We start from the raw sequence: 26,424 nt of genomic DNA on the forward strand, positions 1-26,424 counted from the left end.
GTGAAACAGCTCGCTAATGTGTTAACTCCCCTGACGTTAATCGTCCGTTAGGTCGAAACGTTAGAAACCCCCACTTCAAGATTTGCTAAGTGGGGGAGTGTTCATATGCTATAATGTAGAAACATATAGCTAGAAGGAGATGTACGAAATGATTCCAGTAACAATATTAACTGGTTTTCTTGGATCTGGGAAAACGACATTATTAAATCGTATTTTATCAGAAAATCACGGTAAGAAATTAGCGGTGATTGTAAATGAAATAGGGCAAATTGGCATTGATAATCAGTTGATTATGAATGTGGAAGAAGAAATTATGGAAATGACAAATGGCTGTTTATGCTGTACTGTACGTGAAGATTTACTCGTTGCTTTAAAACAGTTACTGGACGTAAAAGCGGAAGGGAAAATGGATTTTGATGGTTTAGTAATTGAAACGACTGGCCTTGCAAATCCAGGGCCGATTATTCAAACATTCTTTTTAGATCCAGTCATTCAATCTGCATACCAAATTAATGGTGTTGTAACGGTGGTAGATAGTTATCATATACATAAACATTTTGAAAAAGGATTAGAAGCAAAAGAGCAAATTGCGTTTGCTGATGTCGTTTTAGTAAATAAATTAGACTTAATTGAAGAGAGTGAGAAAGAAAATCTTTTGCATGAACTTCAAGGAATTAACCCGACTGCAAAGTTAATCGAGGCGACTAACTGTGAGGTAGATATACCATCTTTATTACAAATTCAAACGTTTAAAACGAAAGATACGTTGCAAATTTACCCTCATAAAGAATATAACCACTTAGAAGGTGTGAAATCATTTGTATTACGTGAAGAACGTCCGCTGGATTTACAAAAGCTTAATGAGTGGATGTCAGCTGTCGTTCAAGAGCTAGGGGAATATTTATATCGTTACAAAGGAATTTTATCGATAGACGGAGTAGATAAACGTATCGTTTTCCAAGGTGTACATACGTTATTTGCCGCTTCGTACGATAGAGAGTGGCAAGAGGGTGAAGAGCGAGTAAGTGAAGTAGTTTTTATCGGAAGAGATATTAATAAAGAGTGGTTCCAAGAACATTTCGAGGAGTGTGTGAAATAAGTCTGCGTAAATTGCAGGCTTATTTTTATGAGCATTCTATTAGATTACAAAACAGAATTAAATAAGGGAAAGAAACTAAAAATTGATACATGTATAATAAAAAGCCTGTTTTCACAGGCTTGTATTTTCGTCTATTAGTAACTCCATTACAACACCCACAACTGGACCTTCATCATCAATATCACCATTTAAGCGGAAACCAAATGATTCATACAGTCCCATTGCAAGTTTGTTGGCTGGATGTAAACTTAAGTAAATTATTTTGCATTCAAATTTTTCTTGTAAGAATTGAATGAGTAAGCGAAGGAAACGTTTTGCGTATCCTTTTCCTTGATATTGTTGGTCAATCATAAAGCGATCGAGCCATACACTTTTATGTTTTACTGAATACCATCCATACATTGCATAACCTACAAGTGTTTCTCCATCATATAAACCTACTGACGTTCCGTTTCCTTCATATAATGATTCTGCTAAAGAAAACGCGTTACTTTCAATAAATTGTTGCTGATCTTTTGCGACGTCTAAAGCAACTACTGAACGCCAATTTTTTGCTGTTACTTCACAAATGTGAAGATTCATAATTCCAACTCACCTTCTAAATTAATATAGCTTTAAAGCTAATATGGATAATTTTACTTGTTATTTTGGTCAAGTCAAGGATAAATACATAAAAAGGCAGCTGAATACTAGATTCAGCTGCCTAGAAAATATAATGTATTAGTTTGTTGCTTCTTTCAATGTGTTTACGTTTTCTTCCATTAAAGTGAAGTAATCTTTATTATTTTTTGCATCATCTTCAGAAACAGTAGCTAAGTGATTTAAGCGTAAAACTTTTGTACCAGTTTCTTTTTGAATAACAGATGCTACTTTTGGAGTAGAGAAAGTTTCGAATAAAATATATTTTAGATTATGTTCTTTTACTGTTTTTGTAATGTCAGCAAGCTGTTTTTGAGATGGCTCATCAGAAGCTGAAATTCCAGCGATAGGAATTTGTTTTAGGCCGTATCGTTGTTCCCAGTAACCATAGGCAGCATGAGAAACTAAAATTTCTTTCGTTTTTGCGTTCGCTACAGCTGCCTTAAATTGATCGTCTAAATCAGTAAATTTAGTTTGAAGTGCTGCAAAGTTTTTTTCGAATTCTTTTTTATGTTCAGGTTGTAATTCTACAAGTGCATTTTTAATTTTTTCTGCCTGTTTCATTGCTAGAGTAGGATCTAACCAAACATGTGGATCTTTATCGTGATGATGTTCATCTTCTTTATGGCCATCTCCATGATCATGATGCTCTTCTTCAGTAGAAGCACGAAGCTCAATACCTTTAGATGCATTTACAATTTTAACATTTTCTTTTTGTAATGTTTTTTCCATTTTTTCAGCAAATGGTTCTAATTCAGCGCCGTTATAAACGAATAAATTGGCTTTTGCAACTTGTACTGTTTGTTTTTGACTTGGTTCAAATGTATGTGAATCTGCACCAGGTGGGTAAATTGCTTCAACATTTACATAGTCGCCACCGATTTTCTTTGCGAAATCAGCAAGTGGGAAAATCGTTGTATAAACTGTTAGCTTTCCATCTTTCTTGGCATTACTTTCTTTTTTATTTGAGCAGCCAGCGAAAATTAAGGTAAAAATAAGTAAGAATGAAAATATAGTCAATCTTTTAGGCATGAAGTTCTCCTCTTTTCTTTTTTACGGATATATTTTCCCCAATTATATAAGAAAAATATCATTTTAATACAAAACGGAATAATTACGTTTTAGTTTGCGAACTTAGTATAATACATCTTTAATGAAGTTGCAATAAATAATAATCATTCCGATTTGTTTTTGTTATAAAGTTGTCAAATATAGGTGTATTATTTTTGCAAATGCATGCATATGTGACAACGCTGTTTTCATATATTGAAAAGGAGGTAAAGAGGGGGATGAGCGCTTGGGTTACTTAATGGAAGCTATTTTATTAATATTAGCGGTAGTATTGCCATTATCTTTCGTATTAATTTTTTTAAGAAGATTAATAAGTAATTTAGGGGACGCTACAACAATAACGAAATTACAAGAGAGAGATGAGAAAAAAGAGTGAGTAAAGCACTATGCGTACGCATAGTGTTTTACTTGTGGTAAAATAAGAGCAGGAAACTCCTAAAGGTTGTATTTTACTGAAGGAGAGAAAAGTAAAATAAGAGGTATATGCATATATGAATAAGCGAACAGCGTTAATACTTGGTGCAAGTGGTTTAGTTGGACAAGAGATAACGCGTCTATTACTTGAATCAGATTACTACGATTCGGTTACTATTTTTGTAAGAGAGCCAATGCAATTGCAACATGAGAAGTTACAGCAGAAACAAGTTGATTTTTTGGTATTAGAGGAATATAAAGAGTTCTTTGCTGTGGATGATGTTTTTAGTTGCTTAGGAACAACAATAAAAAAAGCAAAAACAAAAGCAAATTTTAAAAAAGTAGATTATGAATATACGTTACGAGCTGCTTGTTTAGCTGAAAAACAAGGGGTGCAAAATTTCCTTGTTGTGTCTTCTATGGGAGCGAATCCTAAATCATTTTTCTTTTATTCACAAGTGAAAGGAAAAATGGAAGAAGAATTGCAAAAGTTAGTGATCGGTGGTATTCACATTTTTAGACCATCATTATTAGTAGGAAACCGACAAGAATTTCGTTTCGGCGAACGAATGGCTGAAAAGTTATCTCGTATTATTCCTTTTATTTTTAAAGGGGCTTTCAAAAAGTATAAACCAATTTCAGCTAAAGATGTGGCGAAAGGTATGTATATAACCGCGTTGCGAGAAGAATCGGGTATCCATACTTATAATTCAAATGAAATTACAACGATAGAATAAATAAAACCGAGAAGAATGACTTCTCGGTTTTATTTATTCGTATGAATTTTTCCTGGTGCTCGCTTATATTGGTGAGGTTCTTGCAATTCAAAGCCAAGTTCATTGGCCGCTATTCTTGGGAAGTACGGATTGCGAAGTAATTCACGTCCGATGAAAATTAAATCTGCTTCGTTATTATTTAAAATTTGCTCTGCTTGTGACCCAGTCGTAATCAATCCAACTGCCCCAGTTGCAATCTTAGTATGCTCTTTAATATGTTTGGCGTATTGTACTTGGTAACCAGGATACACATCAATATGTGCTGGTACAACTGCACCAGAACTACAATCGATTAAATCTATTCCCTGTTCTTTCATCCACTTTGTATACTGAACATAATCTTGAACTGTTAGCCCGTCAGGATGATAATCATTTGCTGAAATACGAACAAATATTGGTCCGTCCCAAACTTCATTTACAGAGTCGATGATTTCGCGTAAGAAACGATAACGGTTTTCAGGTGAGCCGCCGTATTCATCCGTTCGTTTATTAGTAAGTGGTGATAGGAATTCATTGATAAGGTAACCGTGAGCGCCATGTAGCTCGATAACATCAAATCCGGCTTGTTTTGAACGTAACGCGGCCTTCTGAAAAGCTAATATAGTCTCTTTGATTTGTTGTATATTCATTTCTACTGGTATTTTCATCGTATCATTAAAAGGAATTGCAGAAGGAGCGAAAGCATTCGTATCTAATTCAGCTTTTCTTCCGGCGTGAGCGAGTTGAATGGCAGCTTTTGCACCGTTATCATGTATAAAAGTAGTCGTTTTATGTAAGCCTTCAATTAGGTTGTCATCCCAAATGCCCAAGTCTTTGTTAGAAATTCGACCTTCAGGTAACACGGCTGTTGCTTCAATCATAACTAAACCAACTTGACCGGCAGCTCTTGTTCCATAATGAATGAGATGGAAATTTGTTACTTGGCCATTCTCATTTTCCGACGAATACATACACATAGGCGACATAACGATACGATTTTTTAGTGTAACGTTCTTAATTGTATAAGGTGAAAAAAGCTTGGAATTCATCAAATAGCCTCCTTGATTGAATTTTCTTATATTTTACCATTCTCTTTTTTGTTTCTCTAATAAAACGCTTATACGAAAAATTTTGTATATTCGTGTTACAATGACTAATATGAACTGAATTGGAGGATGGCATATGTACCAGGCTTATTATGAAAGCGAAGTAGGTTTGCTTGAAATTACAGCGAATCAAGAAGGAATTACGTCTGTTATATTTGTTGATGAACGACAAGAAGAAAATAAAAATGAAATGATAGAACAATGTATAAATGAGTTAGATGAATATTTTAAAGGGAAAAGAAAAGAGTTTACGGTCCCGCTGTCTGCAGAGGGAACAGCATTTCAAAAAAATGTATGGGATGCACTTTATACTATTCCATACGGCGTAAGTGCTTCATATTTAGATATTGCAGAGAAAGTTGGAAATATAAAAGCTGTACGGGCAATAGGAGGGGCGAATAGTCGGAATCCAATTTCAATAATTGTTCCATGTCACCGTGTAATAGGAAAGAGTGGAAAGCTTGTTGGATATGCTGGTGGTTTATGGAGGAAAGAGTGGTTATTAAAACACGAAGGTATTTTGAAATGACGTATGGATGGGAAGAGGGATTGTTTTGAAATGTATAAATTGTGGGCAACCTTGCGAGGAGGAACAGTTAAATTGTGCAAGTTGTCAGCGAAACTTGGATAATGAACAAGATGAAGGTAGCTCGTTAATAGATAAAGAACTGGAAGTATATGTAGGGAGACAATATCCGTATTATCAAAGGAAATGGGAGCTTGAGAATAAGCGGATTGCTAGGTGGAGCTGGAATGGTTGGGCTGCTATTTTCAATATAGGCTGGCTAGGATATCGTAAATATTATATACTAGCTGCTTTATTTATGCTGTTATTAGTAGCTTGTGATGCATTTTCGTACTATATGGGATTTAATGTAGCGTTGCCAATCATTAATATGGTGCCTCTGACGTTTTTATTACTCATTTTTATTCTGTTTGGAATGGGGATTTTTGCAAATGGATTATACTATCAATTTGCGGAAAGACGTATATACCGAATAAAAGCAAGAGAAATAAAAGATAAATCAGTTGAAAACTATCTAATCAATGATAGCGGCGGAACGAGCAAAATGGGAGCGACAATTGTTACTATTTTAGCAGTTGCTAGCATATTTTTTAGTCATTTCTTTTTTCCGACTGATCGAGACGTTATTCAAAAGGTTCGTACAAGCTCGCTTTATGAATATCCTTTCTTTTCAATAGGTGAATCTTTCGAAAATTATTTTCAAAATTCAGGTTGGATATATTATCGTGGAACGGAAGGGTTAGAATTAGTAGAATTCCAAGGATATAACACCGGAACGCCAAGACAAAAGGTGAAGATTCAATTTGTTGTCGATTATAAATTAGGTGAAGTGGAACCATACTCACTTATGGTTAATGGTGAATCTAAAACTGAAGAAGAGTTTTTGAAGCTGATGGAAGAAATATTTAAAGTTCAAAATCCATTTGATATAGAGGATGGATTACAAGTAAATGCTATTTAAAAAAGCGGTTGGAAAGAAATTTCTAACCGCTTTTTTCTATGTTTGTAAAAATAAATATTTAAAATAATCAGAATCTTTTGTATAATAAAATATATTAAATAGGATTTAACTTATACATATAGATTGGGGGAAGGAAGAATGAAGAGAAAGACAACAACAATTGCTGCACTTGCATTAACGACGAGTGTATTGGTTGCGGGATGTGGGAATGGTGAGAAGGCTTCGACAACGAAGAAAGAATCGAATAAGGGAATGGCAGATAAACAAGTTTTAAATTTACTAGAAACAGCTGAAATTCCTTCAATGGATACATCTAAATCAACGGATTCTGTATCTTTCCGTGTATTTGTAAATGCAATGGAAGGTTTATATCGTCTAGATAAAGATAATAAACCAACACCAGGCATGGCAAAAGATGTGAAGATTAGTGAAGATAAAAAGACATATACATTTGAATTACGTGATGCGAAATGGTCAAATGGTGATCCAGTTCGAGCACAAGATTTTGTATATGCATGGCAACGTACATTAGATAAAGCATTAGCGGCAGAATATGCATTCATTTTATTTGATGTGAAAAATGCACAGAAAGTAAATAAAGGTGAATTACCAGCAGATCAATTGGGTGTTAAAGCGAAGGATGATAAAACGTTGGTAGTAGAATTAGAGCAACCAGCACCTTATTTTCTTGAGCTTACGTCGTTCCCTACATTTTTCCCATTAAATGAAAAATATGTGAAAGAGCAAGGAGATAAATACGGATTAGAAGCAGATAAATTATTATATAATGGACCATTTACAATGAGTCAATGGAAACATGAACAAAATTATCAGTTGAAGAAAAATCCTAATTATTGGGATAAAGATACTGTAAAATTAGACGAAATTAATGTAAGTATTGTGAAGGAAACAAGCACGGGAGTAAATTTATATGATAGTGATCAAGCAGATCGAGTTATTTTAACTTCTGAATTTGTTGATAAATATAAAAAGAATAAGCCAGATGAATTTAAAACGAAGTTAGATCCACGCATATATTTCTTGCGTTTTAACCAAAAAAATGCAACATTTAAAAACCAAAAAGTACGTGAAGCGATTGATTTAGCATACGATAAAAAAGGAATTGCTGATGTCATTTTAAATGACGGTTCATTGCCAGCATATTTCTTAGTACCTGAAAAATTCACGACAGGTCCGGATGGAAAAGATTTCCGCTCTGTAAATAAAAACTTCCGTGATAGTAAAGATAATGCAGAGAAAGCAAAAAAATTATGGGAAGAAGCGAAGAAAGAGCTTGGTCAAGATACAATTACAGTTGAATTACTAAACGATGATAACGGTAGCCGGAAAAAAGTGGGTGACTTTATTAAGGAAGAACTAGAGAAAAACTTGCCTGGTATTAAAGTGAATTTGAAACAGCAACCATACAAGCAAAAGCTAGATTTAGAAAAGAAATTCCAATATGAATTCTCATTATCTGCATGGAGCCCTGATTATCCGGATCCAATGACTTATATTGATATGTTTGTTACTGGAAGCTCATTTAATGAAATGGATTATTCTAATCCGAAGTATGATGATTTAGTAGCGAAATCAAAAGGAGAGCTATTAAAAGATGATAAAGCACGCTGGAATGCACTTGCGGAAGCTGAAAAAATCTTAATTGGTCAAGACGCAGCAATTTCTCCTACGTACCAACAAAGTACAGCTTATTTAGAGAAGCCGTTTGTAAAAGGCATTGCTAACCATACGTTTGGCGGGGACTTCAGTTATAAATGGGCATATATTACAAAAAAATAGTATAATAAAAGATGAGTGAATTTTCGCTCATCTTTTATTTGTATAAGGAGGAATTATAGTTGTTAAGGGGAATCAATCATATTTGTTTTTCGGTATCTAATTTAGAAAACTCTATTATGTTTTATGAAAAAGTATTAGAAGGAGAATTATTAGTTAAAGGAAGAAAATTGGCTTATTTTAACATATGTGGAGTATGGATAGCGCTTAATGAAGAGACGCATATTCCGAGAAATGAGATTCATCAATCTTATACGCACATTGCATTTTCTGTTGAACAAGAAGACTTTAAATGTCTAATACAGCGATTAGAAGAAAATGATGTTCATATTTTACAAGGAAGAGAACGTGATGTAAGAGATTGCGAATCTATATACTTTGTTGATCCTGACGGTCATAAATTTGAGTTTCACTCAGGGACACTGCAAGACCGTTTAAATTATTATAGAGATGAGAAATCTCATATGACATTTTATTAGGGAGGGATAGCATTTGCATGCACTTGTAATTGGTGGAACAGGAATGCTAAAGAAAGTTTCTATGTGGCTTTGTGAGAAAGGATTTTATGTTTCTATTATCGGGCGAGATGAAGTGAATTTAGAAAATGTTAAGCGAATGAGTTCTGCACCAGAAAATATTACATGCCTTTCGTTAGATTATCATAATGATGAAGATGTAAAGCTAGCTATTAAAAGTACAATTAAGAAAAATGGCCCGATCACATTAGTTGTTGCATGGGTACACACAAGTGCAAAGCATGCACTATCAAATATTTGTAAAGAACTAGATTTGTCGTCTAAAACATATAGTTTATTTCATATTTTAGGTAGTAAAGCATCACGTATGCCTGCACAAAAAATAGGGAGTACGCGATGTATTTATTATAGAATTATTTTAGGTTTTATTTTAGAAGATACATATGGAAGATGGCTTACTCATGAAGAGATAGCTGATGGAGTTATAAAAGGGATTGAAAGTAAACGAGCGGAGTGGATTGTAGGGAGAGTTGAACCGTGGGAATTACGACCAACATGGTGAGGGGGAGTAAGAAATGAAAACAACTATATATGTAACAAGGCATGGTGAAACAGAGTGGAATGTAGCGAAGCGAATGCAGGGACGAAAAAATTCTGCTTTAACTGAAAATGGTATAGTTCAGGCGAAACAATTAGGGAATCGAATGAAAGATTTACCAATCCATGCGATCTATAGTAGTCCGAGCGAAAGAACACTTCATACGGCAGAGTTAATAAAAGGGGAACGTGATATACCCATTATAGCGGATGAGCATTTCTATGAAATCAACATGGGTATATGGGAAGGACAAACAATCGCGGATATAGAAAAGCAATTTCCAGAAGAAGTACATCTATTTTGGAATGAGCCACATCTTTTTCAGTCAACATCAGGCGAAAATTTCGAGGCCGTTTATGAAAGAGTAATTGAAGGGATGCAGCTTCTTTTAGAGAGGCATAAAGGACAAAACATATTGATTGTTTCTCATGCGGCAGCAGCAAAATTACTTATAGGGCATTTCGCGGGAATGGAAATAGAAAATGTGTGGGATGATCCATTTATGCATAGTGCCAGTTTGAGCATAATAGAATTTGAAGAGGGTATTGGTAAAGTGAAACAATTTGCAGATATAAGTCACTTTCAATAAATGTAAAAAAGGCCGCAAAACGGCCTTTTTTGGGTGGTATAAAAACTAGCAGTTACGTTTTTTATACCAGAAGTGATCGAATTTCTTATTTTTGCAAGATGGGAATTTATGTCCGCCTTTGCAATCATTCCATTTGTGTCCGCTATCGTGACAGTCTTTACCATGATCACATGAATCATCGCAAGAGTGACCGTGTCTGTTAGGGAAGAATTCGCATTTTTTACAGAAACTTCGTTTTGTCCAGAAAAATTTCTTTTCAAAGCGTATGCATTTTGTAATGAATGTACAATGTTTTCTGCGAGTCCGCTTTGTAACTAATACGCATTCTTTTCTACGCGTTACTTTCGTAACGAACGTCCATTTTTGAACACGTACACGTGTACATTTCGTAACAAATGTCCATTTTTTTACATGCGTACATTTTGTAACGAACGTACAATGTTTCACGCGAGTACATCTTGTTCTTGGACATTTACCCCCAGTTGTACATTTACATCCAGTTGTACAATGATGATGAGTGAATTTATCATCATCGCATTCAAAAGTACTTGGATCTTGGTGTAAGAAATCCTCCATCCCAGCACTTTTGATTTCTTCGACAGCTTTTCTAATATCACGTTTCATAGAAATCCTCCTTATCATGTATTAAAGTGAAAAGGTATTCTTTTTCCTTAACATGATATGTATGTAGGCATCTTTCTGAACAGGACAAGAGTGTAATTTTATATAAATAGATGATTGCGGATGTATGGACAAGACAAGGCGCATACATTGAATGAAGAGAACTGAGAAGGGATGAGAAAACATGCTGCCTTCATATGATTTTTTTGTTCATCCAATGTACTTAGTGGAATTGAAAAAGGACATTTGGTCAGATAGTCCAGTGCCAGCAAAATTAACTTATGGAAAAAAGAAGTATGACATTGATATCGTATACCGTGGGGCTCATATTCGCGAATTTGAGAAAAAGTCTTATCATGTTATGTTTTATAAGCCTAAAAAATTTCAAGGTGCGAAAGAGTTTCATTTAAATTCGGAGTTTATGGATCCGTCTCTCATACGAAATAAATTATCTTTAGATTTTTTTCATGATATTGGTGTACTTTCGCCAAAATCACAACATGTATTTATAAAAATTAATGGTCAAATTCAAGGTGTGTATTTACAGTTAGAATCGGTTGATGAAAATTTTTTGAAAAATAGAGGATTACCGAGTGGTTCTATTTATTATGCGATAGATGATGATGCGAATTTTTCATTAATGAGTGAACGAGATAAAGATGTTAAGACAGAGCTCTTTGCGGGTTATGAATTTAAATATTCGAATAAAAATAGTGAAGAACAACTGAGTGAATTTGTATTTCAAGCGAATACTTTGACGAGGGAAGCCTATGAAAAAGAGATTGGGAAGTTTCTACATGTCGATAAATATTTAAGATGGTTAGCAGGAGTTATTTTTACACAAAACTTTGATGGTTTCGTTCATAACTATGCACTATATCATAACGATGAAACAAATTTATTTGAAGTTATACCGTGGGATTATGATGCGACTTGGGGGCGAGATGTACAAGGAAGACCACTTAATCATGAATATATTCGCATTCAAGGGTATAATACGTTAAGTGCAAGATTGCTAGACATACCTGTATTTAGAAAGCAGTATCGAAGTATTTTAGAAGAAATATTAGAAGATCAATTTACAGTTTCGTTTATGAGGCCGAAAGTAGAAGGGTTGTGTGAATTGATTCGTCCATATTTACTACAAGATCCATACATGAAAGAAAAATTAGAAACATTTGATCAAGAGGCTGATATGATTTATGAATATATAAATAAGAGAAGAAAGTATATACAAGACCACTTACATGAATTGGATTAATTTTGAAAGAGATTGAAACGTTATCAATCTCTTTTTTTTGTATAATAAAGATGTATCAATAAAAATGAAGTAATATATTTGATAGAGAATGGGGATGCGGATATATGACGATTAAATGGATTGATTGGGTAAAACAAATACAATCTATAGCTCAAGCGGGTTTAACGTATTCTAAGGATGTGTATGATATTGAGCGTTTCCAGCAATTACGAGATATTTCTATTTCAATGATGTCACATTACACGAAAACAGATTGGGAAGTCGTAGAGAAATTATTTGCAAGTGAGACAGGCTATCAAACACCTAAAGTTGATATAAGAGCGGTTGTTTTTCAAAATGAAAAGTTATTATTTGTGAAAGAAAAAAGCGATGGGAAATGGGCATTGCCAGGTGGATGGGCTGATGTCGGTTATACGCCAACCGAAGTTGCAGCAAAAGAAGTTTTCGAAGAGACTGGTTATGAGGTAGATCATTTTAAGTTACTAGCTATATTTGATAAAGAAAAACATCAACCATCTCCATCGGCGACGCATGTATATAAGATTTTCATTGGATGCGAGATTATTGGTGGAGAAAAGAAAACTAGCATTGAAACAGAAGAGGTGGAGTTTTTTTGTGAAAATGAATTGCCTAATTTATCAATTGCTAGAAATACAGAAGACCAAATTAAAGAGATGTTTGCCTACATGAAAGACCCACAGAAAGAGAAATTAATAGATTAATCCTGCTTGAATTGTACATATTGTTAAAATGAAGATATTGGCAGATTGCAGCCTTTATGTAATAATGGGATGGTATGTGAAGAAAAAAGGAGATAAAAAAGAACATGTTAGCAAACATAATAGATCAGTTATTGCAATTTTTTGCAAGCTTAGGTTACTTTGGAGTAGCTCTTGCTTTAATGATTGAAGTAATCCCAAGTGAAATTGTACTTTCGTATGCTGGCTTTTTAGTAGCGAATGGTAAAATTAGTTTTGTTGGTGCAGTTATTGCCGGAACGATTGGTGGTACTTTAGCACAAATCTTTTTATACTGGCTTGGATACTACGGAGGGCGTCCGGTTGTAGAGAAATACGGGAAATATCTACTTATTAATAAACATCATTTAGACATAGCAGAAGGTTGGTTTAAACGTTATGGAGCAGGCGTAATATTTTCTGCGCGCTTTATACCAGTAGTACGTCATGCGATCTCTATTCCAGCAGGACTAGCTAAGATGCCATTAAAACTATTTACACTTTATACGGTTGTAGCGATCATTCCGTGGTCAATTCTATTTATATACTTAGGTGAAAAACTTGGTGGGAATTGGCGACAAATTAAAGAGTATGCATCTGATTACACACATTACATAATTATAGGAGCTGTTCTTTTTATTGCTCTATACTTTGGTTTAAAGTATTTCAAAAAGAAAACAGCAGCGCGTTAAAGTCAATGATTTTTCATTGGCTTTTTTTGTTTGTTTCGGTTCTAAAGAAAAGGAGTTGTCCATAATGTGTAATAATAAAGCGTAGCGGAGGAATGTGATGAAAGGGTCACCGTTTATACGTGGAACGATATTTTTAACGATGGCAACGATGATATCAAAAATGTTAGGGTTTATATATGTTATACCATTTACAGCGATGGTCGGTACGAGTGGTTACGTTCTATACACATATGCATATCGTCCTTATACCATCATGCTCAGTATAGCAACAATGGGATTACCGCTAGCTGTTTCAAAGATGGTATCAAAATATGATCAACTGAATGATTATCATACGGTTAAGAGAGTGTTGAAAAGTGGAATCGTGTTTATGTTTATAATGGGAGTCATTTCGTGTTTTACGTTATATATGCTAGCTCCGCATTTAGCTAAACTTGTCATCGATGGGAATGATCAAACGGGGAATAGTGTAGGAGCGGTTACTACTAATATTCGAATTGTAAGTTTTGCGTTAATACTTGTGCCAGTAATGAGTTTATTAAGGGGCTTCTTTCAAGGATTCCAATCGATGGGGCCTTCTGCATTAAGTGTCGTTGTAGAGCAATTTTTTCGGGTTTTAACCATTTTAATAGGAAGCTTTGTCGTTTTATATATTTTAAAAGCATCTGTCTCGCTAGCAGTTGGTATTTCAACATTTGGTGCCTTTATGGGAGCGGTAGGTGGATTAACTGTTTTAAGTGCGTATTATATGAGAAGGAGAAGGCACTTAAAGAAAAAAGAGATGGAAAGTATACCACAAACAACGAAATCTTTTTTCTCATTGTATAAGGAGCTCTTTACATATTCTATTCCTTTTGTTGTGGTGGGCTTAGCAATTCCGTTGTATCAGACGATTGATACATTTACAATTAATAAACTACTTATACAAATAGGGTATATGCAAGGAGAAGCGGAAAAAATTAATGCGATAATTGGTCTTGTTCAAATGGTTGTGCTTATCCCGGTATCCGTTGCGACAGCTTTTAGTATGTCTCTCGTACCAGAGATGACGAAAGCTTACACAGCAGGAAATACGAAGCTATTGTACAAACATTTTACGAGAACAAATGTATTAGTAGTAGCAATTACGGTACCGGCGGCAATTGGAATGATGGTGTTAGCCAAACCTGTATATACTCTTTTATTCGGTGCTGGAAATGATCCAGAGATGGGGAGAATCATTTTACAGTATTATGCTCCTGCTTGCATACTATTTTCTCTTTTTACAGTAACGGCTGCTATGCTACAAGGAATCAATCAACAGCAGAAGACGGTGCTAGGACTAGTGATTGGAATTATTGTGAAGATAGTTTTAAATGTTGTATTGCTTCCGTATTTCGATTATGTAAGTTTTATCATTTCAACATACGCGGGCTATACGATTTCAGTCGGGTTTAACTTGTGGATGCTTTCTAAATATGTTATAAAGGCAACATAAGCTTTTAAGGCAGAGAGCACTCTGTCTTTTTCTATGTTTATCCCGCTTTAACGGGCAGTGAGACCCTCACCTCAAAATTCAGCGAAAAAAAGAAGTTTGGTTGGGGGCGGATAACCCGTAAAAGCCCGATTTGTAAGGGCTAATAATTGGTGAGGATGAAGCCCCCCACTGATTAAAGTTTCACTTTATAATATTTTTCTTATAAAAACGTTTTCAAAATAATTTTTCTATTGAAATTTAAACGTATGTTTCATATGCTGAGAATGGCGGTTTAAAAACTGTGATTTAAGAGAGGTAGATTCCTACATGTAAAAAGAATCGGGGTGATAGTATGTTAAATATATATTTAACAGACCGAAACGGAAAACTACAAGAGATTGAGGAAATGCAAAAGGGGTGCTGGATTAATGTACTTCATCCAACAGAAGAAGAAATTCAATATCTAGTACAAACTTTAAATGTAGACTTAGATTTCATTAAAGACCCTTTGGATGATGAAGAACGCTCTCGTATTGAAAAGGAAGACAATAATACTTTAATTATCGTGGATATTCCGACAGTTAGACATGATGAAGAAGGAAATTCGATTTATGACACGATTCCAATAGGTATGATTGTGATGCCGGATTGTTTTGTTACAATCTGCTTAGAAGAGAATCCAATTTTTGAACGTTTTATTAATCAACGTATTAAAGAATTTTATACGTTTAAAAAGACGCGCTTTGCACTTCAGCTCTTATATACGATTTCTACTTATTATTTAAGATACTTAAAGCAAATAAATCGAAAAACAATTGATCTAGAGCATCAATTAAATCAGTCAATGAAAAATAAAGAGATCTTCACATTATTAGGCCTTGAGAAAAGTTTAGTATACTTTACAACGTCATTAAAGGCTAATAAAATTGTAATTCAAAAGTTAATGCGTAATAGTACATTTTTAAAAATGTATGAAGACGATCAAGATTTATTAGAAGATGTATTAATTGAAAATAAGCAGGCTATTGAAATGGCGGAAATATATAGTCACATTTTAAGTGGAATGATGAATACTTTTAGCTCCGTTATATCAAATAATTTAAATAGTGTTATGAAACTGTTAACGTCAATTACAATCATTTTATCTTTACCGACGATGGTTTCTAGTTTCTTTGGAATGAACGTAAAGGTTCCGTTTGAAGGGGAAGCCCACGGTTTTGTAATTGTACTCATCATATGTGTAACACTATCTTTCACGTTAGCTTTTGTTTTTTGGAAGAAACGTTACTTTTAACGATAAAAAAGCTGCTCTAGCATAGTTATATAACTACGCTAGAGCAGCTTTTTTGCTATGAAATCTCAAATTTTGAATAGAATATAACTTGTACAATGTAATGTATATAAAGGGTATGTATGCCATATAAACCTTGTCCAATTAATGAAATGGGGTTAAAATTACATATTGTTAATGAAAAGTTGGAGGAAATACATCATGGAATTGTTTCAATTACCGAAAGCATTCCTGCAAATGAATACAATTTTTATCTCCATATTGATCGAAGCACTTCCGTTTGTGCTAATTGGTGTATTTATTTCAGGATTCATTCAAATGTTCGTGACAGAAGATATGGTGGCTAAATGGATGCCGAAGAACCGATTTCTGTCTGTTTTATTAGCTACTTTTTTAGGCATGTTGTTTCCAGGTTGTGAATGTGGAATTGTTCCGATTGTAAGACGATTAATCGGAAAAGGCGTTCCACCATACGCAGGGATTGCATTTATGTTAACTGGTCCAATTATTAATCCAGTTGTTTTATTTGCAACATACGTTGCCTTTGGGAGTAGTATGCACATGGTATGGTATCGTTCTATTGTAGCGATTATCGTAGCCATTATCGTTGGAATTATATTATCCTTTATGTTTAAAGAACATCAATTAAGAGATGATCACTTCCCAGAAGTGAATAATAAGCGTCCACTGCGTAAAAAAATGTGGGATGTATGTACACACGCTGTTGAGGAATTCTTCTCAATGGGAAAATATTTAGTACTAGGTGCGTTAATTGCAGCAGCGGTACAAACGTTTGTACAAACTTCAACACTTCTTGCTATTGGACAAGGTCCGTTTTCTTCATCAGCTGTTATGATGGGACTTGCTTATATATTATCACTTTGTTCAGAGGCAGATGCATTTATCGCTTCTTCGTTCCAAAGTACGTTTTCAACAGCTTCACTTGTCGCGTTCCTCGTTTACGGACCGATGGTGGATATTAAAAATATGTTTATGATGCTTGCGACATTTAAAACTAAATTTGTAATTGTTGTTATAGTTACAGTTACTCTTGTTGTTTATGCAAGCTCACTACTCATTTATGCGATGGGGTGGTAGGTTATGTTTCGAGCATATATATTATTAGGTTTTACAATATTAATTGCGCAGCTTCATATTTCCGGTAACATTACGAAGTATATCAATATGAAGTATGCCTATTTATCAACAACAGCAGCAATTATTTTAGGTTTCTTAACGATTATACAAATTATCGTCGTTTTCCAAAAAGAGCACCAAAAGGAAAAAGAGAAAAATGATTGCAGTTGTGACCATAGCCATTGCGGACATGATCATTCAAAAGATGAGAATACATGGTGGAAAAAAGCATTTTCGTACTCCTTGTTTTGTTTTCCAATTATCTCAGGCTTATTTTTCCCGATTGCAACGTTAGATTCAGATATTGTTAAGGCGAAAGGATTTCATTTTCCTGTTGCACAAGCAGAAAGTAAGGATCCATTTATGACAAGACAATTTCTAAGACCTGATACGAGCATTTATTACGGGAAAGAAGGATACCGCGGTGTAATGGAAAAAGGGAAGAAAGAGTTTGTTACGAAAGACAATATTAATTTGAAAGATGAAGACTTCCTAAAGGGTATGGAAACAATTTATAATTATCCTGGCGAGTTTACTGGGAAAAAATTATCTTTTAAAGGGTTTGTTTTTAGAGATGATTCTTCTAAAAAAGAACAATATTTCTTATTCCGTTTCGGTATTATACACTGTGTAGCGGATTCTGGTGTATATGGTATGTTAGTGAAAAAACCAGAAGGCGTAGAGTGGAATAATGATGACTGGATTCAAGTAGAAGGAGAGATAACTACTGAGTTTTATCAGCCGTTTCATGCGAATATTCCTGTATTAGAAGTAACAAAATGGAATAAAGTTGAACAGCCGAAAGAACAATATGTATTTAGAGGAGCCGATTGATAAAATCGGTTCTTTTTTGTGGACTAAAAGTTCTGAATGTTGCTAATATTAAACGTGTAGTTCATTTAGTATAGGGATTATTGAAATATTAGGGATAGATCATTAAAGGGGTGATAACAATGACAGAAGTAAAGGGGAAAACAGCCAATGAGTCAAGGGTGTTCAAAACGAGCCGGGTATTCCCAACAGATTTAAATGATCATAACACGCTATTTGGTGGGAAGATATTAGCGGAGATGGATATGGTTGCTTCTATTTCAGCATCCAGACATTCGAGAAAGGAATGTGTCACAGCATCTATGGACTGGGTTGATTTCTTACATCCTGTTCGTTCTTCAGATTGTGTTAGTTATGAATCTTTCGTAATTTGGACGGGAAGAACTTCGATGGAAGTGTTTGTGAAGGTAGTGGCTGAAGATTTAATTTCAGGTGAGAAGCGTATAGCGGCAACGTCATTCGTTACTTTTGTTGCACTTAGTAAGGGAAATAATCCAGTTCCAGTACCGCGTGTTATCCCTGAAACAGAAGAAGAGAAAGAATTACATCGTATTGCAGTGTTACGTGCAGAGCAGCGTCATATACGTAAGGCAGAGAGTAAGAAGGTAGCCACATTGTTAACCTTTTGAGATAAATGTTTAGCCATTTAAGTTACAATAGCAGGCGGAAATGGTTTTAAAATGAAAAGCGGACACCTAAAAATAGGTGTCCGCTTTTATAGTTTTTTCATCCACATATCATATGACAGTAGCTACTTAGCAGAAGCAAGCAGCACCGACGATGATTAAGAGGATAAATAATACGACTAATAGCGCAAATCCATTACCATGTGCGAAGCCCATTGTTATTTCCTCCTTTTATTTTAAGATACAACATACAATATGCAAATGAGCTATTGTTTGATATGGACATATATCATGCAATGACATATTTTCTTGAATGATAATGTAATAAAAAAGGAAAGATATAGAAATAACAGTAAGTGGAGAAAGGAATTTATCCATGAAGCACTTTTTCGCTATAATCCTTTGTTTAATAGGTGTATTCATTTGGATGAACATCGATGTGGAAATGGGGAAGGAAATGGCTAGTGAATATGAATTAGGACAAGTTCGATTAGGTGAATTTCAACTATATACGAACGGTGAAGAGTTATATAGAAAATTATTTGAGGATATAAACGAAGCAGAAAAGTATATATATATCCATTTTTATATTGTAGGAAAAGATGAAATAAGCGAAGAGTTTTTACAGTTATTAGAGAAAAAAGCATCTAGTGGAGTAGAAGTGAAATTGTCAGTCGATCGAATAGGTGGATATAAGCTGAAGAAAAAGGTAATTAGCCGATTAAAGGAAAACGGTGTGAAGTTTACATTTAGTAAAAAACCGAAACTGAAAAATGTTTTCTATTCTTTGCATCAACGAAATCATAGACGTATTGTTACGATAGATGGAAAGGTATCATACGTCGGTGGTTTTAATATCGGAAAGGAGTACCTTGGACAAGATCCGAAGTTCGGGCCATGGCGTGATTATCACGTGCGCATCCATGGTGAGGGTGCAGCGGATATGGAAAGAAAGTTCGCCGAAGATTGGAAAGAAGATACAGGAGAAAAAATGCCTATACATGAAAGTATACCGACATTAGGGAATGTAAAATATCAATATTTATTTTCAAATGGAAAAGGCTTATGGGAAAAGTATGGGGCACTTTTAAAAAAGGCTAAAAAGTCTTTAATTATCGCTACACCATATTTTGTACCAAGTAAAGAAATGGTGAAAGAGTTAAAAGCTGCATTAAATCGTGGTGTTAATGTGAAAATTCTCGTGCCATTTAAAAGTGATGCCATATTGTTAAAACAAGCTGCCTATCCATATTTGAAAGATATGTTACATGCTGGAGCGGAGATTTATCAATATCGAAATGGATTTTTTCATGGGAAAGTAACAATCATTGATGGAGAAATTGTTGATATTGGGACAGCGAATTTTGATAATAGAAGTTTTTATTTAAATTGTGAGTCTAACTGTATCATATATGATAAAACAGTTGTTGATGAAGTATGGAGTCGATTACAGGTAGACTTTCATAAATCAAAACGATTTTCTGAAGAAGATTTTGAGAAAATTAGTAGATGGGATTGGTTTTTAGCAAGAATAGCGAATGTTTTAGCATCATATTTATAACATATAGACCCTAGAGAAGGGAGGCACTTTCATGGATTGTATGAAAGAGTTAATGAGATATAGTTATATGCTAATATACAAGGTTGGAGAGTATGCTGGAAAGGTCAGAGACGGAGAATTAAAAAATCTATTACAGCACCATTTACCATATATGTTACAAGCATATAATGAACAAGTAAATTTTCAAGAAGGAGAGAATGTGCAGCATATAACCTGTGAAACAACGGAGTTTGGTTTGCATGAAATGGAAAAGGAAACAGTTAGTAAATATACAGGGGATATTCATATTGCAACATGTTATATTGCGCACTTAAAACGATTAGCTCTAAAGTTTGCTCAAGTTGCAGTGGAAGTTGCTAATCCGGAGTTCCGCTCATTTTTGGAAAATTGTTTCCTGAAAATGAACCGTTACGCTTATAGTGTGTGGCAATATGTTATGAAGAAGGAATATAAGATTACACATCTATATGAAAATGAAAAGTTTGCATGAGAAACTAAGGCGGAATGGTATGCGCCTTAGTTTTTTTATGTCCATTTAGAGAAAAAAATTAGTTTTATTGTGTATCGATTGGAAATGAAATATGTAAATTTAAATTAGTTTTTGTTATCGGAAAATTTACAAAAATTTACCGTGTATTTACTGTTTTTCAATCTCTCCTTTAAAAATAGAGAGTAATATGAGGTTGTACATATTCTATCACAGGGAGGAAACGCAAATGAACAAATGGGTTAAATCATTAACTGCTATGGCACTTGCAAGTTCTTTATTAATGGTAGGTTGTAGTAAAGGTGAAGACAAGAAGAAAGAAGACGACACAACAACACAACAAGAGGATAAAAAGGATAAAGAAACAAGCGGAACCGAGAAGTCTACTGATTCTAAAGAGAAGAAATAAAGTAATAATAAAGCTTCCTCTCATATATGAGGAAGCTTTTTTGTTGTAAATTGATTGATATTATTGAAAAATAGAAAGAGAATGAAAGAGGGGGAAAACAAATGAAAGTATGTATATTGGGAGCAACAGGACGAGTAGGTTCAAACATAATTAATTTAGCATTAAAGGATTCAGCTGAAGTGACTGCATTAGCGCGTGATTTTAATAGAATAGAAATACAACATGAAAGGTTACGAGTGATAGAAGGTAATGTATTGAACGAAAATGATATAAAAAAAGCGATAGAAGGAAGCGATATAGTAATTAGTGCACTTGGAACGGATCAAAATGGAACATTAGCGAAGAGTATGCCACAAATTATTAAGCAAATGGAAGAAGAGGGGGTTCATAAGATCATAACAATAGGAACAGCTGGTATTTTACAAGCAAGAACGGATCTAAATTTATATCGTTTTCAATCAACGGAATCAAAAAGGAAAACGACAACAGCAGCAGAAGATCATTTGGCTGCATATAAGGTACTAAGTAATAGTAATAATTTATGTTGGACAGTTGTTTGTCCGACACATTTAATAGACGGTGAGGCGACAGAGGTATATCGAACTGAAAAAGATATATTGCCAGAAGGTGGATCAAAAATTACAGTGGGTGATACAGCACACTTTGCATGGGATCTATGTAAGAAAAACATATATGAAAATAGTCGAGTAGGTATTGCATATTAAAAAACCATCCCGAAGTCGGGATGGTTAAAATATGATATAACACAAGAAGATGACAATCATAATGATTTGGAGAATTGCTTTCGCTACTGTACTGCTTAAAAAACCAACTACAGTAGCGACTCCAACTAGAAAGGCATCTTTTGGCGCTTTTTTATGCACTAGTTCTGTTATAAATACTGATAAAAACGGTATGATAATAAGTCCGAATGGTGGGAAGAAGAACGATCCGACAATGATAGAAATCATTCCGACACGTTCGCCCCATTTAGAACTACCGTATTTTTTTAAGAAATATCCATTTGCAATAAAATCAGCAACGAAAATGAAAAGAGTGAAAATGACTTGAATAATCCAAAAAGAAGTTGTTAATTCTCCTCCATTTATACCGAAATGGTAAATTAAATATCCAGCCCAGACAGCAAGTATGCCAGGGATAATGGGATAAATAAAGGCGAGAAATGAAACAAGGAAACAGGCAATGATACAAATTGTTAATAAAACAGTCACTTTATAGCTCCTTTTTAATATCTAGTTTATGTACAGCAACTTTTTTGACTTGATGTCCATCAAGTTCTAATACTTTAAATTGAAAACCAGCATATTCAATGGAATAACCAGCTTCAATATTTAAGTCAACTGCTTGAGAGAGAAGCCATCCTCCAATTGTATCTAAATCACTATCATCAATATGTAGGCCAAACATATCATTTACTTCAGAAATGAGCACCTTTCCATCTAAAACAGTAAGCTTAGGTGTACGTTTTTCAATCATAGGTGATTCATCCGCATCGAATTCATCTTGAATTTCTCCAATGATTTCTTCAAGAATATCTTCCATCGTTAAAAGTCCGGCAGTGCCACCATATTCATCCATAACGATTGCCATCTGAACGCGATTTTTTTGAAGATGGACTAACGTTTTACGAATTGGAACTGTTTCAAATACTGTTAAAACAGGATGTATATAAGATTCAAGTGGTTTATAAATACCTTTCGTTTGATCATGGAATACTTCTTTCGTATTAATCATCCCGATGATATCATCTTTATCTTTTTCAATGATTGGATAGCGTGTATATTTTTCAGTTGCGACGATATCCATATTTTCTTCTAACGTATTTTCAGTAGATAAGCAAATCATTTCGGTACGAGGAACCATTATTTCTTTCGCAACTCGATCATCAAATTCAAAAATGTTATTTACATATTTATATTCGGTTTGGTTTATTTCACCGCTTTTAAAACTTTCACCTAAAATGAGTCGCAATTCCTCTTCAGAATGAGCAAGTTCATTTTCTTTGGCAGGTTCTAATCCGAGTAGTTTTGTGAAAAATATAGCTGTACTATTGAGTAACCAAATAAATGGATACATAATTTTATCAAATAAAATAAGAGGTCTTGCAAATTTGAGTGTGATTGCTTCTGCTTTTTGAATTGCGAAAGACTTTGGAACTAACTCACCTAATACAACGTGGAAAAATGTAATAACACTAAAAGCAATAACAAAAGATAAAGTGTTAGCCATTGTTCCAGTAATATTAATTTTTTCAAAGAGCGGTCGTAGTATATGTTCCACAGTCGGTTCACCAAGCCAACCAAGCCCTAAAGAAGTGATCGTAATCCCGAGCTGACAAGCTGATAAATAAACATCTAAATTAGATAGGACGCTTCTTGCAGCTAAAGCTTGTTTATTACCTTCATTTGCAAGTTGGTCAATTCGACTTTTTCGTACTTTTACAACAGCGAATTCTGATGCAACGAAAAAGCCAGAAATAAGAATAAGTACAAAGATGAGAAAAATATTTAATATGTCCAAGTGTGTTCTCCATTCCAAGGTTTGGAATAAAGATGTCACCTCCTGCAATTATGTTATACTTTTATAATAAATCCAAATGAAAAGAATAGTCAAAGGAAAAGGGCAAATATTGGTATGTTTCTGTAATAGTTTTTGAATTTGCTGTTATTTTGTCCGCTATACAAAAGGAATAACCCCCTACTTTTAGATTATAGAGGGTTATTTCAATTAAGGTTTTGGAACACTTCTCGTTAAAGTGTATAACTGTTGCTTGGAGTAGTTTGTGGTCCATAGTGTTTGAAGGAAAGAAAGTATGCTATATGGGATATAGAGTAGTAATAAGCCGATTGTAACAATTATGGGTGAATTTCCGCCAAATTGAACGATAAATTGTAACAGTCCACTTGCATGAAAAACGCATTCCATAAAAACGAATGAAAGAATGATGGAACCTAAAATTGATTTATGGTTCGAAGTAAGCGCCAAAAACAATGTATCCACAAGAAAAGAATCATGTTTTATTTCATATTCATTTGTGTTTTTCAAGAAAGGAATCCATTTTTTTACTGCTTGCATAACGATAATCATGGAAGTACTACATACGATGATAAAAGATGAGTAGTAAGGAAGGTTTATAAATTGTGCGACGTATAGAAGTAGTAATAAGACTGAACATTGTAATACTACAGTGCAAAAAGAGTAAGGTATCCAATTCAATACAGTAGTAAACTTTTTAAACGAGTTAGGTACTTTGAAAAATAAATGGCCGATACCCAAACTTATGAAAAATCCGATCGCAAGGGTAAAAGTAAAACGAACAATCGATATAAAATATATTTCCCATATGTAAGGGAATAATGGTGTTGAATGATTAGAAGTATGTATCATTTGATTTGCTGAGAAAAAGATAGATTCATGCATCCAATCAACCTTTGGAATTGATATAGAAGAAAGCTGTGCGAAGTTTTGAAAAATGCTAATAAATCCATTTTGATAAGAGTAATTGTGTGTAATAAAAAGAGCTGGAATAGGACTTATGGCAAAAATAACAATAACACCAATTATAAATTTACATATATGTGAGCGTAATAAGGACATATAAACCACCTACTCTTGGAATATTCAGAAAATTCTTATTCTTATTTTAGCCGTTTTTGGAGCAAGTTACAATATATTTTTCTTCATGTATGGGCATATGGATAATTTTAAATTGTATTTAGAAATCTATTTTTTGTGTGGAATGAAGAGAATGTAGGGAAATGTCGAAAGGATTAAATAGATTTTTAAAATTGGAAAGTGATACCATAAAATTAAACGATGTTTAAATCGTTGTTTAACTGATACATTCTAGAGGGGGAGATAGATTGGGAGGGAATGAAAACGTATCAACGAAAGAAAAGATTTTAAATACAACATTGGAATTAATTAAAAAAGAAGGTTTTGAAAAGGTAACGATAAGGAAAATTGCGAAATTGTTATATATAAATATAGCGCTAGTAAATTACCATTTTGTTTCAAAAGAAAAGTTAATTAGTGAGGCGATTAGAGTTTTATTAATTAGCTTTCAAGGCACTTTTTCTATTTTAGATAATATTACAGTGCCAGCAAAAGAAAGATTAAAAATATTTTTATTGGATTATGTACTAGTAATTCGGCAATATCCGGAGTTAGTTAGGAAGATTATTGCAATGGGAACTACGGTATTTACATCTCAATACGAATATGGGGATTTTTTGAAGAGGCTAGGTTTCAGTAAAGTGAAGAATATTTTGAGCGAGATAACAAATGAAAAGGATCAGGAAATTTTAATGATGATGACGGTGCAAATATTTGGATCCATTTTTCTTCCCACATTAATGATGCCAATTCTCGAATCAGGGGCAGATATAAAAGTACCATCTGTAGAAAAACAGATTGATTTCCTATTTGAACGCTACTTTTATAAAAATTGAGATAGTGGGTGATAGAGGTGGCTAGTTTCTTTAGAAAGCATTGGTGTGATATAGGGTTAGTTGTCGCTATTGTTGTCGTTGTTTCTTTAGTCGCGAATTTGGGAGAAATGAGTGAAATAAAAGTACTGTTAGGTTTAAGTTTTGTGGCCATTTTAGTGCATCAATTTGAAGAGTATCGTTGGCCAGGTTATTTTGCTGGTCTGTTTAATGTAGTTATATTTAAAAGTAATATACCAGACCGTTATCCATTAAATACGCAATCTGCTATGGTAATAAATATTTTGATTGCGTATGTTTTTTATTTACTCCCGGTTTTCTTTCAAAATATAATATGGCTTGGGTTGGCACCTATTTTAATGGGATTTTTTCAATTCATATGGCATGGTATTTTTGCGAATATAAAAGCTAAAACAATATATAATCCGGGATTAGGTGCGGTTGTATTACTACATGTTCCAATTGGTTATGTATATATGAGGTATATTCTTTTACACAATCTGGCTACAAATTTGGATTGGTTATTTGGGGTGATCTACTTTCTAATAGCTACCTATTTTTTAATTATAAAAGGAAATATGTTAATGAAAAGTAAGGAGACAAATTATTACTTTTCTAAAAAACAATTAGGTCCGTACAATGATACATTGAAGTGATTCAGAATTCAGAGGGAGGGTTTTGGATGCGGAAGAAAGTGCAAGTGAAGGATTCATGAATAAATTATGACAAGAAAATGAATAATTTTCAGAAAAATAAAATAAATTATTTATTTTTTTCTGAAAATATAATATAGTTATGGCACAGAAAGTATTTTA

31 protein-coding genes are annotated in these 26,424 nt (G+C 34.0%); 23 read left to right on the top strand and 8 right to left on the bottom strand.

What is annotated here, in order from left to right; all coding sequences use genetic code 11:
* Positions 1-148: 148 nt before the first annotated feature.
* On the top strand, positions 149-1,099 hold the full coding sequence (locus H6481_RS08310) for a GTP-binding protein (RefSeq protein WP_097987831.1): 951 nt from the start codon (positions 149-151) through the stop codon (positions 1,097-1,099).
* 111 nt (positions 1,100-1,210) lie between these two features.
* Here H6481_RS08310 and H6481_RS08315 read toward each other — a convergent pair whose 3' ends face one another.
* Positions 1,211-1,681: a GNAT family N-acetyltransferase gene (locus tag H6481_RS08315; protein ID WP_050843336.1), complete on the bottom strand. Its 471-nt coding sequence runs from the start codon at positions 1,679-1,681 to the stop codon at positions 1,211-1,213.
* 138 nt (positions 1,682-1,819) lie between these two features.
* Complete coding sequence (locus H6481_RS08320; protein ID WP_001126154.1) at positions 1,820-2,770, bottom strand: metal ABC transporter substrate-binding protein; 951 nt, start codon at positions 2,768-2,770, stop codon at positions 1,820-1,822.
* Between the two features lie 265 nt (positions 2,771-3,035).
* Here H6481_RS08320 and H6481_RS08325 point away from each other — a divergent pair, with 265 nt between their 5' ends.
* Both H6481_RS08325 and H6481_RS08330 read left to right on the top strand, forming a co-directional pair.
* On the top strand, positions 3,036-3,185 hold the full coding sequence (locus H6481_RS08325) for a hypothetical protein (RefSeq protein ID WP_000540932.1): 150 nt from the start codon (positions 3,036-3,038) through the stop codon (positions 3,183-3,185).
* A gap of 115 nt (positions 3,186-3,300) precedes the next feature.
* Positions 3,301-3,960 carry an oxidoreductase gene (locus H6481_RS08330; protein ID WP_075720185.1) on the top strand — a complete coding sequence of 220 codons (660 nt, stop codon included), beginning with the start codon at positions 3,301-3,303 and terminating at the stop codon, positions 3,958-3,960.
* 29 nt (positions 3,961-3,989) lie between these two features.
* Here H6481_RS08330 and namA read toward each other — a convergent pair whose 3' ends face one another.
* The gene (namA, locus tag H6481_RS08335; RefSeq protein ID WP_097987830.1) at positions 3,990-5,027 is read right to left on the bottom strand and encodes an NADPH dehydrogenase NamA; all 1,038 of its coding nucleotides are present in this window, start codon (positions 5,025-5,027) and stop codon (positions 3,990-3,992) included.
* A gap of 133 nt (positions 5,028-5,160) precedes the next feature.
* On the opposite strand from namA, the gene H6481_RS08340 reads away from it, so the two are divergent.
* From H6481_RS08340 to H6481_RS08365, 6 genes are all read left to right on the top strand, one after another.
* On the top strand, positions 5,161-5,613 hold the full coding sequence (locus tag H6481_RS08340; RefSeq protein WP_000283912.1) for a methylated-DNA--[protein]-cysteine S-methyltransferase: 453 nt from the start codon (positions 5,161-5,163) through the stop codon (positions 5,611-5,613).
* A 7-nt stretch (positions 5,614-5,620) separates the two neighbouring features.
* Positions 5,621-6,571, top strand: a complete 951-nt coding sequence (locus H6481_RS08345) for a DUF2628 domain-containing protein (RefSeq protein WP_097987829.1) — start codon at positions 5,621-5,623, stop codon at positions 6,569-6,571.
* 138 nt (positions 6,572-6,709) lie between these two features.
* The gene (locus tag H6481_RS08350) at positions 6,710-8,371 is read left to right on the top strand and encodes a peptide ABC transporter substrate-binding protein (protein WP_000824276.1); all 1,662 of its coding nucleotides are present in this window, start codon (positions 6,710-6,712) and stop codon (positions 8,369-8,371) included.
* Between the two features lie 59 nt (positions 8,372-8,430).
* On the top strand, positions 8,431-8,847 hold the full coding sequence (gene fosB, locus H6481_RS08355) for a FosBx1 family fosfomycin resistance bacillithiol transferase (RefSeq protein WP_000943770.1): 417 nt from the start codon (positions 8,431-8,433) through the stop codon (positions 8,845-8,847).
* 13 nt (positions 8,848-8,860) lie between these two features.
* On the top strand, positions 8,861-9,406 hold the full coding sequence (locus H6481_RS08360) for a short-chain dehydrogenase (protein WP_000543127.1): 546 nt from the start codon (positions 8,861-8,863) through the stop codon (positions 9,404-9,406).
* A 13-nt stretch (positions 9,407-9,419) separates the two neighbouring features.
* Positions 9,420-10,031 carry a phosphoserine phosphatase 1 gene (locus H6481_RS08365; RefSeq protein WP_000858830.1) on the top strand — a complete coding sequence of 204 codons (612 nt, stop codon included), beginning with the start codon at positions 9,420-9,422 and terminating at the stop codon, positions 10,029-10,031.
* A 45-nt stretch (positions 10,032-10,076) separates the two neighbouring features.
* Here the strand turns inward: H6481_RS08365 and exsB are convergent, their stop codons facing one another.
* Positions 10,077-10,655: an exosporium protein ExsB gene (gene exsB, locus H6481_RS08370; protein WP_000817498.1), complete on the bottom strand. Its 579-nt coding sequence runs from the start codon at positions 10,653-10,655 to the stop codon at positions 10,077-10,079.
* A gap of 181 nt (positions 10,656-10,836) precedes the next feature.
* Between exsB and cotH the strand changes: the two genes are divergently transcribed.
* From cotH to H6481_RS08410, 8 genes are all read left to right on the top strand, one after another.
* Entirely contained in the window at positions 10,837-11,913 is a 1,077-nt protein-coding gene (gene cotH, locus H6481_RS08375) for a spore coat protein CotH (RefSeq protein WP_000937999.1), read from the top strand.
* A gap of 104 nt (positions 11,914-12,017) precedes the next feature.
* The gene (locus tag H6481_RS08380; protein WP_069355460.1) at positions 12,018-12,635 is read left to right on the top strand and encodes an NUDIX hydrolase; all 618 of its coding nucleotides are present in this window, start codon (positions 12,018-12,020) and stop codon (positions 12,633-12,635) included.
* 104 nt (positions 12,636-12,739) lie between these two features.
* Positions 12,740-13,342: a DedA family protein gene (locus H6481_RS08385; protein WP_063547101.1), complete on the top strand. Its 603-nt coding sequence runs from the start codon at positions 12,740-12,742 to the stop codon at positions 13,340-13,342.
* A 97-nt stretch (positions 13,343-13,439) separates the two neighbouring features.
* Entirely contained in the window at positions 13,440-14,819 is a 1,380-nt protein-coding gene (locus tag H6481_RS08390; RefSeq protein WP_182811435.1) for a polysaccharide biosynthesis protein, read from the top strand.
* A gap of 331 nt (positions 14,820-15,150) precedes the next feature.
* Entirely contained in the window at positions 15,151-16,092 is a 942-nt protein-coding gene (locus H6481_RS08395; protein WP_000932389.1) for a magnesium transporter CorA family protein, read from the top strand.
* Positions 16,093-16,290: 198 nt separating this feature from the next.
* Positions 16,291-17,187, top strand: a complete 897-nt coding sequence (locus tag H6481_RS08400; RefSeq protein ID WP_000418716.1) for a permease — start codon at positions 16,291-16,293, stop codon at positions 17,185-17,187.
* A gap of 3 nt (positions 17,188-17,190) precedes the next feature.
* On the top strand, positions 17,191-18,060 hold the full coding sequence (locus tag H6481_RS08405; protein ID WP_000488043.1) for a TIGR03943 family protein: 870 nt from the start codon (positions 17,191-17,193) through the stop codon (positions 18,058-18,060).
* A 119-nt stretch (positions 18,061-18,179) separates the two neighbouring features.
* Entirely contained in the window at positions 18,180-18,686 is a 507-nt protein-coding gene (locus tag H6481_RS08410; RefSeq protein ID WP_053564687.1) for an acyl-CoA thioesterase, read from the top strand.
* Between the two features lie 126 nt (positions 18,687-18,812).
* Here the strand turns inward: H6481_RS08410 and H6481_RS08415 are convergent, their stop codons facing one another.
* Entirely contained in the window at positions 18,813-18,899 is an 87-nt protein-coding gene (locus H6481_RS08415; protein ID WP_000505094.1) for a YjcZ family sporulation protein, read from the bottom strand.
* A gap of 160 nt (positions 18,900-19,059) precedes the next feature.
* Here H6481_RS08415 and cls point away from each other — a divergent pair, with 160 nt between their 5' ends.
* The 4 genes from cls (at position 19,060) to H6481_RS08435 (ending at position 21,865) form a co-directional block, all read left to right on the top strand.
* Positions 19,060-20,244, top strand: a complete 1,185-nt coding sequence (gene cls, locus H6481_RS08420) for a cardiolipin synthase (protein WP_142343932.1) — start codon at positions 19,060-19,062, stop codon at positions 20,242-20,244.
* 31 nt (positions 20,245-20,275) lie between these two features.
* Positions 20,276-20,734 (top strand): spore coat protein, encoded by a 459-nt coding sequence (locus H6481_RS08425; RefSeq protein ID WP_182811438.1) that lies wholly within the window; start codon positions 20,276-20,278, stop codon positions 20,732-20,734.
* A 226-nt stretch (positions 20,735-20,960) separates the two neighbouring features.
* On the top strand, positions 20,961-21,140 hold the full coding sequence (locus H6481_RS08430; RefSeq protein WP_001045960.1) for a hypothetical protein: 180 nt from the start codon (positions 20,961-20,963) through the stop codon (positions 21,138-21,140).
* Positions 21,141-21,241: 101 nt separating this feature from the next.
* On the top strand, positions 21,242-21,865 hold the full coding sequence (locus tag H6481_RS08435; RefSeq protein WP_053564686.1) for an SDR family oxidoreductase: 624 nt from the start codon (positions 21,242-21,244) through the stop codon (positions 21,863-21,865).
* Positions 21,866-21,889: 24 nt separating this feature from the next.
* Here H6481_RS08435 and H6481_RS08440 read toward each other — a convergent pair whose 3' ends face one another.
* The 3 genes from H6481_RS08440 to H6481_RS08450 form a co-directional block, all read right to left on the bottom strand.
* Complete coding sequence (locus tag H6481_RS08440; RefSeq protein WP_000217336.1) at positions 21,890-22,372, bottom strand: DUF456 domain-containing protein; 483 nt, start codon at positions 22,370-22,372, stop codon at positions 21,890-21,892.
* Between the two features lies 1 nt (position 22,373).
* Positions 22,374-23,681: a hemolysin family protein gene (locus tag H6481_RS08445; RefSeq protein ID WP_023521750.1), complete on the bottom strand. Its 1,308-nt coding sequence runs from the start codon at positions 23,679-23,681 to the stop codon at positions 22,374-22,376.
* 207 nt (positions 23,682-23,888) lie between these two features.
* Positions 23,889-24,758 (bottom strand): hypothetical protein, encoded by an 870-nt coding sequence (locus H6481_RS08450; protein WP_097987828.1) that lies wholly within the window; start codon positions 24,756-24,758, stop codon positions 23,889-23,891.
* Positions 24,759-25,024: 266 nt separating this feature from the next.
* Here H6481_RS08450 and H6481_RS08455 point away from each other — a divergent pair, with 266 nt between their 5' ends.
* A complete protein-coding gene (locus H6481_RS08455; protein WP_182811441.1) occupies positions 25,025-25,612 on the top strand; it encodes a TetR/AcrR family transcriptional regulator in 588 nt (195 codons plus the stop codon).
* Positions 25,613-25,620: 8 nt separating this feature from the next.
* Positions 25,621-26,265 (top strand): HXXEE domain-containing protein, encoded by a 645-nt coding sequence (locus H6481_RS08460; RefSeq protein WP_078993393.1) that lies wholly within the window; start codon positions 25,621-25,623, stop codon positions 26,263-26,265.
* Positions 26,266-26,424 lie beyond the last annotated feature (159 nt).

Origin of the sequence: Bacillus sp. ME78 (assembly GCF_903970865.1) — a bacterium.
GTDB classification, from domain to species: Bacteria; Bacillota; Bacilli; order Bacillales; family Bacillaceae_G; genus Bacillus_A; species Bacillus_A cereus.